Here is a 15,680-nt window from a genome sequence, read left to right on the forward strand (position 1 = left end):
ATGCAAATATAGAGTACTAACTATTTATTATTGACATGGTTTTTATATTGTTATATATTAGGTAATAAAAAAACCACCCTTTTCAGGGTGGCCATAATAAGTAAAATGAACTGCTATTAATCAATCTACTTAAAAAAAGAATAAGTAAGAGTATATTCTTTTTTTAATCTTTCTAATGTTATTATTTATTTTTCATATTAAAACAATACTAAAGATATTTAGTTTCCTCCTTCAGGTAACTGTTGTATAAATAAGTATGTTGATGTTGGTGGCCCTCCAAAAACAGAGTTAGATGGATTATTAAATATATTGTTTCTAATATGCAATACATCACTAGTTCCTCCAGAATACACGGTTACGCCATCCATATCTATATCTGTTGTATTGTAGCCTGCAGATTGGTAACTTGCTACTGGTGGTCCTCCAAAAACTGAATTATCAGGATCATTAAATACTTGACTTCTTATGTTTGGCACATCAGATTCTCCTCCAGAATAATTTAGTTTCCCATCGCCATTGGCATCTCCTGCCCACATCGCTACGACTCCACTTGGCATATTAAAAGTAGTTTGAGCATCGGTACCATAAGTAATTTGATTATTAGCATCTGTAAAATCTACAGTAGTAACAGATTTTGATAATGCTATAACATTAGAACTCATAATTCCTAAATGATTTCTATGCTTGATTGTTACATAATAATTATCTTCAGAGGCACTAAAACTTAAAGCAGAAGTCCCATCTACATCTACTACATCTCCATCTCTTTGTAATAAAGCTGACTGACTATATAACACTGAAGTATTATCGTTTTTATCTCTTAATTCTACCCATATCCAATCTACAATAGCATCGCTGCCAGTAACTGTAAATACACTTGTATTACAAGTTAAGTTATCTACATATGGACTCTCTGTTGGTATATAGTTGGTCAAACGTAAATCATCACGCATTAAACTCTCTTCCCCTATATTAGGGTTTAAAATAGCTCCCTGTAACATTACTTTTGGTGACAGGTAAATAACATCACAACTAACATCATTAAAACTGGCGGTTCCATCTACATTACTTGTCCAGTTATTAGTACTCCATAAAGCGTCATCTACTAAAATACAAGTCAAACTTGGATTATTTAAAGCATTGAATACAGTAAAATTGATATTATTTCCGTTTTTGGAATTTAAACTAGTTAACAGATTATTAGATACATCTATGTATGTTAATACTGAATTCAAACTCAAATCTAAGTCTACGATATCATTGTTTTGACACAATACACTTTCAAGATTTACATTATTACTAAGATCTAAAGCTACTAGGTTATTATTAAAAATAGTTAAAATTTTTAATAATACATTATTACTAAAATCCACTACTGTTAATCCACTATTAGATGCAAATAATTCTTCTAAAACTGTATTACTTGTTATATTAATAGTTGTAAGATTTGCGTTATCTGTAATGTCTAGTATTTTTAGATTTAGATTAGTGCTTAAATTTAATGATGTCAATGCATTATCACCTACATACAAATTCTCTAATGCCACAAAATCTTCGATACCTGTTAAACTTGCAATATCCTGACTTGTAGCGTTTAAATTAGTTACTACCTCAATTAAAGCAGTAGGAACCAGACCATCATTATTAATATCGTCGTAACCCAAAGTACCTAACCATGCTTCAAAATTAGTATCTGGAATAGCTGTATAACGACAATAGGTATCAGAGAAAATTGCTGTAGCATCTTTAGTCCACCCACTATAATCATTTGCTAAATCATCTACTAAAATACAAGCTAAATTAGTGTTACCTAAAGCATTAAAATTTGTTACATTATTATTATTACCGTTTTTAATAGTTAAGTTTTCCAATTCATTGTTATATACATGTATTATTTCTAATGCTGTATTTAAGGAAAGATCTAAGGTTGATAGGTTTGTATTGTAGCTATATAGATCTTCTAATAAAAGATTCTGTGATAGATCTAAAGTAACAATATCTGTATCAAAACATATTAACCTTTTTAATAGCGTATTGTTAGTAAGGTCTAAAGTTGTTATATCTGTACTTCTACAATTTAACTCTTCCAATTGTGTATTGTTTGCCAAATTTAGAATTGTTATAGGATTTGCAGTACATTGTAACGCTGTTAAATTAACATTATTACTAACATCCAACGCAGCTATATTATTAAGATTACAATTAAATGTTTGTAAAGCTATAAAGTCTTCGATTCCAGTGATATCTGAAATACTTTTGTTTCTTACATCTAAGTCTGTAACAACTTCTATTAAAGCAGTTGGTACTTTTCCGTCATTTGTTGTACTATCGTCGTAACCTAACAATCTTAATTCTGCTTCGAAATTTGCATCTGGTATTAGAGTATAACGGCAATACGTATCTGAGAAACTTGTTGAAGCGTCTTTAGTCCATGTACTATAATCATTTGATAAATCATCTACTAAAATACATGATAAACTAGGGTTATTGTTCGCTGCAAAATTGGTGACATTCGTGTTATTGCCATTATTAACATTTAAGAAACTTAAATTACTGTTATTCTGACAGGTTAATTCTAGCAATGCAATATTACTACTCAAATCTAGATTTGAAATATTGTTATCTTCAACAAATAGTGTTTGCAATAAGACATTATTTGCTAAGTCTAATGCAGTTAGATCATTTGCAGCAAGGTCTAAATCTATTAACTGTGTATTCAATGAAACGTCTATGTTTGTTATTGAATTGCCATATACTTTCAAACTTTGTAAACTTGTATTATTTGTTACGCCTAGACTTGTTAAGCCACAATTGAAAGCACTTAATGATAGTAAATTTAAATTGTTAGAAAGATCTATAGATGTCAACGAATTATTATTTGTAGATAATAAAACTTCTAGGGCAGTAAAATCTTCTATTCCTGTTAAATCTGCAATTGATTGATTTGAAACATTTAGATTGGTTACAACTTCAATTAATCGTGTTGGTACTCTTCCATCTGCAGAAGCATCATCATAACCTAAAGCCTCTAATCTAGCTTCAAAATTAGCATCTGGAATTAATGTGTAATCACAATCTGTATCACTAAAGTTTACATTCCCGTCTATAATCAACCAATTAGTTGTTGAATATGCTGCATCATCTACTAAAACACATGCTAAATCTGCATTTCCTGTTAATTGGAAATTGGTACCTCCAGTAATATTTGTATTCGTACCATTTTTAAGGTTCAATGAGGCTAAACTATTACTGCTTGCTCTAAATGAATTTAGCGCTGGATTATTGGTTAAATCCAGTGTAACAAAGTCATTACCACTTCCCCAAAAAGAGGTTAAAGCAACATTATTACTTAAATCTATTGCAGTTAAATCATTACCTGAAAGCCATAACACCTTTAAATCTAGGTTATTTGTAATGTCTAAACTAGTTAGTGAGCAGTTTTCCGCTTTGAAGCCTACCAATAAGGTATTTGCTGAAAGGTCTATTGTAGTAAGGTTATTACTCCTAATAATTAACTGTCTTAATTCAATATTATTAGTAACATCTATAGTGCTTAGCGAGTTATAACCTACATCTAAACTTTTTAATGCTCGGAAATCTTCAATACCAGTTAAGTCTGCAATGCCTTTGCTTTCTACATTTAATGTTTCTATAACTTCAATAAGCTGTGTGGGTACTTGTCCGTCTCCAGAAATATCATCATAGCCCTGAGCTTCTAACTCTGCTTCAAAATTAGTATCAGGAATTGCTGTGTAACGACAATATGTACCATCATTAAAGGTTACTCCCGAATCAATATCAGTCCAGTTAGTTGTACTATATGTTGCGTCATCAACTAAAATACAGGTTAAATCTGGATTATTGTTGACTCTAAATGTAGTTACATTTGTATTATTTCCATTTTGGACATTTAAATAAGTTAACTCACAATCGACACATTCTAAATCTTCTAATAGTGTATGATTACTAAAATCTATATTGGCAATGGTATTATAAGATAAATACACTGCCCATAATTGAAGGTTATTTGATACATCTATCTCTACTAATGAATTGTTTATGACATCTAATGTCTCTAATACTGTATTTGCACTAATATCTAATGAGGTAAGAAAATTTGTATCAATATCTAAATCTACTAAATCCGTATTTTGAGATACATCAATCGTTATTAAGCTATTCTCGAAAGCAAATATTTGTTCTAAAGCCACATTGTTTGAAACATCTATAGATGCAATGCTATTTTTTGAAAAATTAAGGCTTTCTAAAGCTGTATTTGAAGTGATATTTAAAGCTGTTAATATATTTGACGAACAGTTTAAATTTGTAAGTGCTGTAAAATCTTCTATACCCGTTAAATCTGCAATAGATTTACTAGAGACACCTAAAGAAGTTACCACCTCTATTAAGACTGTTGGTACTTGTCCATCTGCAGTAATATCATCATAACCTAAGGCTTCTAAAGCTGCTTCAAAATTGACATCTGGTGTAGCTGTATAACGACAATACGTATCACTAAAGTTTGTTGTAACATCTTTAGTCCATGTGCTATAATCATTAGCAAGATCATCTACGACAATACAACTTAAGCTTGAATTTCCTGATGAATTATAATACGTAACATTAGTATTGTTTCCGTTTTTTACATTTAATCCAGTAAGATCGTTATCCTCAAAAGCTAGTATTGTTAACTGTGTATGGCTACTTAAATCAATAGATCCTGAAACATTATTTCTTTCAAAAGCAAGAAACGTTAAAGCTGTATTATTGGTAACGTCTAAACTAGTTAATTCGTTATCACTTAAATCTAATAACGTCAATGCTGTATTTTGAGATACATCTAGAGTTGTTAACGTGTTTTCATCTAAGTCTAATTCTTTTAAAGCGGTGTTTTGAGATACATCGATACTTGCAAGTCCATTATTTTCATAAAATAATTTTTCGAGTAAAAGATTATTACTAATATCAATAGTAAGTATACTGTTATCCGAAATATCTAAATCTACTAAGGCTGCAAAATCCTCAATTCCTGTTATAGCTGAAATATTTTCATTACGCACATCTAAGGATGTTACTACTTCAATAAGCGCTGTTGGTACTTGACCATCTGCTGAAATATCATCGTAGCCTAAAGCTTCTAAAGCAGCTTCAAAATTAGCATCTGGAATAGCTGTATAACGACAATATGTATCGCTAAAACTTGTTGTTGTATCTTTTATCCAGAAAGTATAATCTTTATTTAAATCATCAATCAAAATACAGCTTAGATTTGCATTTCCAGATGCATCAAAATCGGTTATAATTTGATTAAATCCGTTTTTAAAATTAAAAGAGATCAAATCATTGTCTGCACATTCAACTTGTGTCAAGGCAACGTTTGTGTTAAGATTTAATGTGGTTAAATTATTTCCCGAAAGTCTTAATATTCTTAACACTGTTTGATTTGATAAATCTATTGTAGTTAGATCATTATTGGTTAAGTTAATATTTTCTATTAACGGATTTTGTGAAATATCTAAACTTGTTAATGAATTATCAAGTAAATAAACATGTGACAAACTTGTATTATTAGTTATGTCTAGACTTGTTATACCTGTTTGATTAAGATTAAGAACAGTTAAGTTTGTATTGTTAGCAACATCTACAGTTGTAAAAGTATTGTTTCTTAAATTTAGATTATCTAAAGCAATATTAGCACTTACATCTACAGAAGTTAGTTGATTGTATCTTCCAGACACATCAGTTAAGTTTGTATTTGCACCAAGATTTAAAGTTGCTACATCATTATTATCAAAATTTATGATTTCTAGGTTTACATTATTACTAACATCTAAACTGGTTAACGTATTACCATTTAGATTTAAATCTATTAAAGCCGTAAAATCTTGAATTCCTGTTAAATCTGCTATAGATTGAGTATTTACATCCAAACTCGTTACTACTTCTATTAAAGCTGTTGGCACTTGACCATCATTTGTTGCACTGTCGTCGTAACCTAATGTTCTTAAAGCGGTTTCAAAATTTGCATCTGGTATAAGTGTATAATTACCACAGTATAAACTAAAATTAGAGGCCGCATCTATATTGGTCCAATTGAGAGCACTCCATGCAGGGTCATCAACTAAAATACAATTTACGGGTGTTCCTGACGTATTGAAACCTGTAATACTAGTATTCGTTCCGTTTTGAATGTTTAAACTTGATAAAGTTGTTATATCATTAGCTATTAAATTAGTTAAAGATGTATTATTGGATAAATCTAGCGCTGTAAGGTTAGTTGAATAAACATCTAGTACTTCAAGATTACTATTTAAGCTTAAATCTAGCGATGTGATTTTAGAATCCCATAAATCTAAGTTCACTAAGTTTGTGTTAGAGCTGGTATCTACAGTTAAAAAATCACAACTTGTACAGTTAAAACGGGTTAAAGCTGTATTTGCTGATAAATCTACTGTAGTTCCTGAATATTGTCGTAATCTAAAGTCTTCGAGTAGCGTATTATTACTCACATCTATTGTACTAAAAACATTTCCACTAGCTGCCCAAAGCGTTTTTAAATTTATAAGATTCGATACATCTAAGGATGTTAAGCTATTATTATTCAATTTTAATGATTCTAGAGCTACAAAATCCTGGATTCCGGTTAAATTAGCAATACCTTCATTAGATACATCCAAGCTCGTTAACACCTCTATTAAAGAAGTTGGCACTTGTCCATCACTAGAAATATCGTCATAGCCTAAAGCTTCTAGAGCAGCTTCAAAATTGGCATCTGGTATAAGTGTATAATCACAAAATGTACTGCTAAAAGTAGCGCCACCATCATTAGTCCAATTAGTAGTACTCCATACGGCATCATCTACTAAAATACATGTTAAGTTTGAATTTCCTCGTGCATCAAAATAAGTAAAATTGGTGTTATTTCCGTTTTGAATGTTTAGATCTGTTAGATCATTATTTTGAACGCTGAAATTGACTAATGCTGTATAACCTGAAAAATCGTAATCTCCTGATAAATTACAACCAGACAATGTAACTCTTGTTATTATTGAGGGATTTGCTACTGTAAAAGAAGATAAGTTAGCATTATTATAAGCTATTAACTGCTTAAGTGCCATATTACTACTAACATCAAGTGTCGTTAAATTATTATTATCTACATATAAATCTTCAAGAGCGGTAAATGCTTCAATACCTGTCAAATCAGTAATATTTTCTAACCGTACATTTAAAGAAGTGGCTGTATTAATTAGTGCTGTAGGTACTTTGTTATCTCCTAAATAATTATCATAAGTCAAATTATTTAATGCATTTTCAAAATTAGTGTCTGGTATTTGGGTATAAGCCATTTCATTCACCGTAAAGCTTCCCAGGCTTTTAGCACAAGATTCATCTCCAAACGCTACCCATACATCATATGTATCGGCAGCTAAACCTGTTAATTCTCCGGTACCTAAACTATCATTAAATACAAAAGCATATGAAACTCCTCCATCTATACTAAATTTTACATTTGTTTGTGTTGGCTCATCATTGAAGCTAACTTGTATAATTCCATCAATTTCAGCAATATCAGCTTCTATAATAGCATCTACCGTTGCAGTTACAGTAGGAACTGAAGTTATTGTGTAAATTCCTAATTGTCTAGGGCAATCATTATTTCCTCTTCTAACCCAAACATCATAATCACCTGCTGCCAAACCTGAAATTGTTTGTGAACTTGTAGTATCGTCATAGTTATAAGGATAACTAGCTCCACCATCTATACTAAACTCAAGGCTTGTCATGCCAGAAACATCATCAAAATTCACTATTAATGAACCATCCGTAGTACTTGAGCATCCTGCTCCATTTGAGACTATACTCGTCACATTAGGAAGTGTATCTACATAAAGATACCTGTTATTTGTTGTTGATTCTGTACCACAATCATTCGAAAATTCTAATCTAAAACGAACACCATCTAATGTTTCACTTGGATTTGTAATGGTTAAACTATTAGTTGTTACTCCTGCATAAGTTGAATCATCACTTAAATCTGCCCAACTACCACTTGCATCGTTTTGCCATATCATAGTATTAGCATAATCTGCTTCGGCAAAAAATGTTGCTGTTTGGTCTGTACAAACCGTTTGATTAGAGGTATCTGTAGTGATAGATGGAGTTTGCGAGCTATATACCGTTCCTACTCCAACAGCATAAAATGCATTGGTTACAGACTCTTCTTCTGGAGAGCAAAAACCATATAAGTCTTGAGATGCTTGTATAGCAGCATCTCTAGCTGCAGCATAATCTGATGTACTAGTTAAATAAATACTTTCCATTCTATATGCTATAGCTGCAGCTTTATCTATTCCTAACCCCGAAACAGAAAAAGCATTACCTATATCATTTGTTCCAGACCCACCATTTACTAATAAATAAAACCAATAATTTAAAACACCACTATTGGTATGTATGCCACAATAATCATTATTAGTGCCATTAGGTGTGCAACCTGCAACATCATACCAATATGTACCACCATAGGTATCTGGTTGTCCATAAGCGTTAGGATTTGACATAGATCTAATCACTCCACCTCCATTTTCATCATTAATTAACCAAGCATTTTTTGTTGTTCCATGATTAGCTGTAGCATAAGTATCTATTGCAGCTGCCCATATATCTGACATTCCTTCATTTAATGCTCCAGATTCTAATTCATAATCTAAATTAGAGTTTGCATTGGTAACACCATGTCCAATTTCATGACCAACAACATCTAAATTTGTTAAAGGTGTAAATGAACCTGCTCCATCACCGTAAATCATAAAACCTCTTTGACTATTAAAAGAAAGCCAAGCAGCATTAGTATAATTTGTATCAAAATGCACATAAGAAACTATGGCAGCATCGGCAGCATCATAACTATCTCTACTGTGTTCGTTTTTCCAATAATCATAAACTACTTGCGCACCCCAATGTGCATCTAAAGCATATTGATCTTCGTTAGCACTCATTTCTCCTGCTGTCCAATTATTATCATTATCTGTAAAATCTGAAACAAAAGCAGAATTGTAATCATTTACATCATCATGATTATTAAAATTAACAGTCACAACCCCATTACGCGTTCCTGCACCATGATTATGACCTTGCCCTGTATTCGCCCTAGTTTGATCGTATAATATATAATCTGTATCTAAAGTTGTTTCTATAGTTTGTGATCCTGAATATACTGTAGCAGCAGTTCCTGAAACAAATGGTCTAGCTAAATCATCTTCTAATTTATGGTCATGATTGGTAGGGTCGTGACTTTCATCACTGCTATCGAAACAATTGTAGACTTGATTTTTAAATTTTAATACTTCTCCTGATTGTGCATCAACATACACAATACCCATCTTTAATTCTGGTTTCGAGGCTCCAATTCCAATAGCATAAACCAAATGCATTGTTTTTTTTCTCCTATTAGGCAGAATCAATAATTCAGGCTCTGGAATAACAGTTTTTGAGATATCATTTTCACCTATCCAAAACACATCATTGCCTCTCATATATGTTTGAGCAATATTTTTAATACTCGAAATTGGAATACTTGGACTAGTTCTAACTTCATTTGGATTAAAATATGCGCCACCAAAAGTTTCTCTTACTCCATTTCTTTCATGCATTTTTAATATTCCGAAATGAACTTTAATACCATTATAATATTGTTGGTATGTTCGATGCCTCATTCCTAGCTTATCGGTTTCAGTTTTTATTAGTCGAAATTCTGTTCCTCCAACAGGCTTTAATTCAGAATTAAAAATACTTTGGTCAGTAGATTTTTGATTTAGTTCATCTACCTTTTTTAATCTTATCTGTCCAAAATTGTCTTGAGCTTTAATTAAATTAAAACTTAATAGTAATAACAATAGTAATACTCTATTCATAAGTTAGTTATTTTAGATCCTCTAATTCTTTTTATAAAAAAGGAAAATCAATATCGTTTATCTTGAAATCTATTTTTCAACTTTAATGGTAATGCTATTTTTTAGCCATTATTAACTCTTTAATTAATTTTATTTCTTTTTTTAAATTTTCTATTTCTACATTTTGATTATCTATTAGCTTCTGCTGTTCTTTAATTCCTTCTAATAAAGCGGGTATTAATTGTATATAATTAACACCATAATAGCCTTCTTTATCTTTAAGTTCTTTAACCATTTCTGGAAACACTTTTAGAACATCTTGAGCCATTACTCCATATTCACGTTGTTTACTTTTATCATTAATCATATTGTAGCTATAGCCATTAATTTGATTTAATTTATCTAAAACCTTTTCTACTGGCTTAATATTCTCTTTCAATCTCCTGTCTGAAACGTCTGTTATTGTTCCCGTGTATTCTATACTTCCTGCTACATATAATAAACCATCTGTGATATTAACTTGAGAATCGCCATCGGTAACAAAATGAATTTCATCATTTGCTCCATAATTCCCATCATTCCCTATAATTATAGATGTTGAACCTGTTCCTCTTTCACTTTGTGCTTCAATGGCATTTGTATAAATCCAAGGTGTTGTTATATATCCTAAACCACTATTGCCTGATGCTGCTTGATCTGTACTTTCTGATCCTATACTTATGTTTCCAATAACAGCCGTATCTACAACATCTAAACTTGTTTGCGGTACTGATTCTCCTATTCCAACATACCCATTAGCATCTATATACAATGCGTCTGCTCTAGCACCACTTTCTATTCTAAATGGTGAATTATCATTAAGACTATCATAAAAATTAAAACTATCATCAGTACTATTCGATCCTATATTCCAAGACACTGTACTTGTACCATCATCTTTATCAAACAAAATGCGTGGGTTATATCCAGCAGAAGGCGTTATTCTAATAGCAGTATTATTGGCAGCTGATGATACAACATGTAATTCTTCAGATGGAGAGTCGGTTCCTACACCAATGTTTCCTTCTGTATCTACATACATACCTTCATCTTCTCCATCACCAGAAATCCAATTTCCATTCATTTCTGAATTATGCTCTACAGTTCCTGGATGCGTTTGAGTTTGTATTGGAATAAAGTATACTGCACCAGAATCATTTGGGAAATTAGTATACTTCGCTCCTACTACTAATGTTCCGCTTGAAAAAGCAATAGCTTTCCCTCCAAACCATGTAAAATAGCCTGCTCCGTGAGTTATTTTTGCTATTTGAGCCCAATTATGATTACCATCATTTTCAAATACATAAACCGCATCTCCTTCTGTTCCAGAACCACCTCCAAAACAAGATACATACAGATAGTTACCATCTAAAACTACATCTGAAGCGAACTGTTGATTATTAAAACTATCTTTATCATCGTTTTGTACCATTACACGATTGGTATCTAAATAATCGCCATTTTCATCGGCTTTATAAATATATACTCGTCCGTCACAACTATCAGATTGACAAGCTGCACCTACTGCCATATATTCGCCATCTATTGCTATACTAGTTCCAAAAAAACGATAGCTAGCACTTCCTCTTAAATCTTGAGTTATGGACCAAGTACCATCTCCAGCTTGTTCGAATATTTGAACTGCACCTACTTGTGCACTACCGCTATTATAACGATCTGGTCCTCCTAGGTAAGCTTTTCCATTAGACAATACAACGGCTTCCCCAAATCGTGTTTGGTCATAGTTAGATGCTATGGTTGGCTCTAATGCGTTTTCTGTCCAGGTACCATTACCATTATCTTTATAAGAATAAGCACCTCCACCAACATAAGCATTTCGAGCACCTACTAATACCATATCTCCTTCTATATCAATATCTTCACCAAATCGATCTCCATCTGCTCCGTCACTTGGCTCAAAAATTGCTGTTTCAGTCCACGTACCTGCACCGTCATATTCAAATAAATAAGCTTTTCCACTAGCTATTCCGCTTGTATTGGTTTGAGATATTGCTCCAACTACTAATTTATTCCCTTCTATAGCTACACTTCTACCAAAATCATCATTTGCAAAAGCATCGCTTGCAGATAAAATGGTTTGTTCTGTCCAGTTCCCAACTCCATCATTTACAAAAATATAGACTTGACCTGCTATAGATGAATCAGCATATGCCGTTACAGCCGCTATATCGCCATCTATAGCAACACGATCACCAAAACGATCGTTAGTAGTCTCATTACTAGCTTGAACTTCTGAGGCTCCTAATACTAGGGCTGTCTGAGTTCCAGATAAGTTATTACTACCTAAAGAATATCCAGTTAATGAATACCATTTACCATTTTTATAGCCTTCAAAATCTTCTGTGTCTGGATTGTAACGAACAGAACCGACAGCATCACTTTCTACTTGGTTTTCTCCTAAAGTAATGACATTACTGGTTAGTACTCTACCTTCATCATCTATAGTTAAACCTTCATCATCTCCATCATTAGAGATATAATAGCTTCCCAATTGCACATTTTCTGTAGCTGTATGACTTCCTAAATCATCTCCATTTTCTACAGTTTTAGCATGTATTGCATAAGGTACACTTTGCAATTGTGTGGTTCCCATACTTACATATGAAGTTCCGCCAGACACATCTATACTAATTTCTATAAAGTATAAATCTGAAGACCAATCTATTGCTGTAAAATCATCTGAAGTTGTGCCTTGACCTACAATAGTTGACATCACACCATAAGTATTTGTTGTTAGCGTATGACTTTCAGTGTAAACAACTGTTCCTGTTACCGTAGCTTGACGTAATTCAAACTGAACACCAATTGTTGTATTAGGTAAAACATCACCTAAAGCATCTCTTATTACAGATTGATAATTAAAACCTTGCGGGGTTTGAGAAAAACTGATAATTGGAATTAGTATTATTAATATAATTATTGCTCTTTTCATTTTTTATTCTAGTTATTTTATATAACATTAACCTTCTGTTAATTAACATTATACTTTTTAGTATTTATTTTATCTTCTGGAAGTCTTTACCTAGTTAATGAATTATGGTTAATGACTAAAAAAGTTTATTATCTAATGAATGAATTTTGGAAATACTTTGGTCTTTATAAATATCTTTTAGATTCTATTGCCTTTTCAACTACACCAAAAGAATCTTGAGAATGAGATTTACATAAAAACATAAAAGAAAAAGGGAACAAAATTAGTTTCATATTTATAAGATTTGGGTTCTTAAAATTTATAAAGCGTAAAGACCTAAAAGAATTAAGTTCTAAAAAAGTATAATTGTACATGTGTAGGTTTTTATAATATTTAATGAATTTGGGAAAAATTTTAACTCAAAAGCCAAACATACTTTAATAGGTTAAAAATCTTATAGTGAACAAATAAAACCAAATATTAAATATTTGATTACTTTTTAAAGGGTACTAATGGGGTTTTACAACTTATCAACCTATCAAAACCCTTAAAAAATAAGAGTTTTGATATAAAATTAGTTTTAAATAAAAAAACACAAATTTTCATAAATCCTCATAAAAACAAGACTTCATAAGGGGTTTTAAAAGGGTATTTTAAAATAAAAAAACTTATTATTTTAAAATTCAATTTATTATTTGTTTTATTGTAGTGCATTTATGGCTTTTAAACCCAACATCTATTTTAATTTAAGAAGTGTACCAAAAACACTTGTTATATTATTCTTTTTATTTGCAAAACATACGCTGGCAAATACACAAGAGATTGATTTCTGTAAAATACCAAACCTTACTATAGAAGAATTAAATAGCTATGTTAATAAGGACTGGTTTAAAGTATTACACGAGGAGCTAGAAATAGTAAAACGAGAAAGGCAAAATACGTATACGTACCTTCAAGAAAATACAGCTACTAATATCGATGATTTTAAAACCATTGTACTCTACGTTTGGTACGCAGAACTTAGCAATAGAGTACAAGAATTTGAAGACACTAACCTTTATTTTCATAAAGCGTTATCTCTAGCATTAAAAAAGAACTCTAATCGTTACATCTATTTTGTTACTGTAAATTATGTAAGACACCTAAGAACACAAAAAATTTACCAACCTGCTCAAAAAATGCTGGAGGAACTTTTGGACATTTTTAATAACAACTGTAGTAATGATGATTTAATTAACTCTCTAAGAACTATGGAATTATTAAGTTCTATAGCTAATGAAACTGGTAAATGGACTACTTGTGAATCTTTACTCAAAGAGATGATTACTATTATAGAAGGAAAACAACTCAAATCGTTCAGGCTCTCTACTTTTTATAACAATCTTGGATATCTTCAGCTAAAACAATTACAAAATATAGTAAAAGCAGAAACTTACTTTAATAAGTCGCTAGAAACCTTATCACTTATGCCGCCTTCAAAAAATCCGCAAAGAGATACACTAGCTATGTGGAATGTAAGAGAGAACTTAGCACATGTTTATGTCAAGAAAAAAAACTATAAAGCGGCAGAAGACTTATATATTAATACGCAACGTTATAGAACTAAGCACAATATTAAATCTATTCGCGCTAAACTGTATTTAGCAGAATTATATTTAAACTATTACTCCGATTCCACATTTATTAATTACATGAATGACTTACTATTAACTTATAAAGACACACCTAATGTTATTAGTAAAAGCGATAAACTTAAGTTTAGTAATTTACTAAATTCATATTCAAAAAAGGATTTAAAGGATGAATCTAAAAGCAGTGCTTTAGATTTAAGTGCTGTATTGCTTCAGTCCTATTATGAAGAAAAATCTAAGGCACAAATCTCATTTTCTAAATCCTATTTTAGTACCATACAAAAAGATGTTGCCGAAAAACTAAAAATTGAATCTCAATTATTAAAAAATGAGAAAAGAAATAGTGATCAATCAAAAGTTATCTTAATACTACTTATAATTATTTTAATAAGTATTGCAATTGCAGCAAGAATTTATATTACAAGAATTAGAACACAAAAAAACAGTCAAAAAATAAAAGCTGAGCTTGCAGAAATGAAATTAGTACAATCAAAATTAGAATTGGATGCTAACAAATCTCTTTTAGACAATATTAAATCTGATAATTTAGTAAAAAATCAATTACTTAAAACTTGGTTAAAAGAACTTAAAGACATTGGTCGTACTAAAGATATTTTAGACATAAAAAAACATGTTAAATCTTTAATAATCAACACTAATGAACGTTTAAACGACACTAGCGCCTACAACCATATTATTGAAAATTTAGATGAAGCTAATCCTTTATTTCAAAAAAAATTAATTAGTAAATTCCCAAATCTTACAAAACGTGAGATTCAATTTTGTTTACTTATTCATTTAGATAGAAGTCGTAGTGAAATCATGAGTTTAATGAATGTAAATTTAAACGCCTATAAATCAACTCAAAATAGAATACGACGCAAATTAGAATTGGATAAATCTATTACGCTTAGAGATTTTATAAAAGACTTTTAATTTGGAATATTTTTTTAAATATTGAAGAAATACTGCTGTTACTAATAATGATTAATTAAGCTACTTACCAATACAATAAATAATAACACCCACTTTTAAAGACTTTACAGAGTTCGAGGTGTAAATATGGTGTAATCGTTTAGTTTCTTTTGTTAGTCTTTTGTTTGTTGATAAGTTATTTAGTATCGTTACACCATATAACAAAAAAATTGTTAAATATTATACTAATAACTCTTCCCGTTATAA

At 31.0% G+C, this 15,680-nt stretch carries 3 protein-coding genes; 1 reads left to right on the top strand and 2 read right to left on the bottom strand.

The features are described 5' to 3' along the window. Positions 1-218 precede the first annotated feature (218 nt). Together Q0997_RS06210 and Q0997_RS06215 are read right to left on the bottom strand one after the other, a co-directional pair. Positions 219-9,917, bottom strand: a complete 9,699-nt coding sequence (locus tag Q0997_RS06210; RefSeq protein ID WP_299886160.1) for a M4 family metallopeptidase — start codon at positions 9,915-9,917, stop codon at positions 219-221. A 94-nt stretch (positions 9,918-10,011) separates the two neighbouring features. Further along, positions 10,012-12,888, bottom strand: coding sequence for a tail fiber domain-containing protein (locus Q0997_RS06215; protein ID WP_299886163.1), 2,877 nt, complete (start codon positions 12,886-12,888; stop codon positions 10,012-10,014). 695 nt (positions 12,889-13,583) lie between these two features. Here Q0997_RS06215 and Q0997_RS06220 point away from each other — a divergent pair. Continuing rightward, positions 13,584-15,434, top strand: a complete 1,851-nt coding sequence (locus tag Q0997_RS06220) for a hypothetical protein (protein ID WP_299886166.1) — start codon at positions 13,584-13,586, stop codon at positions 15,432-15,434. The last annotated feature ends 246 nt before the right edge of the window (positions 15,435-15,680 follow it).

This window comes from uncultured Lacinutrix sp., assembly GCF_947500325.1.
Lineage (GTDB): Bacteria > Bacteroidota > Bacteroidia > Flavobacteriales > Flavobacteriaceae > Lacinutrix.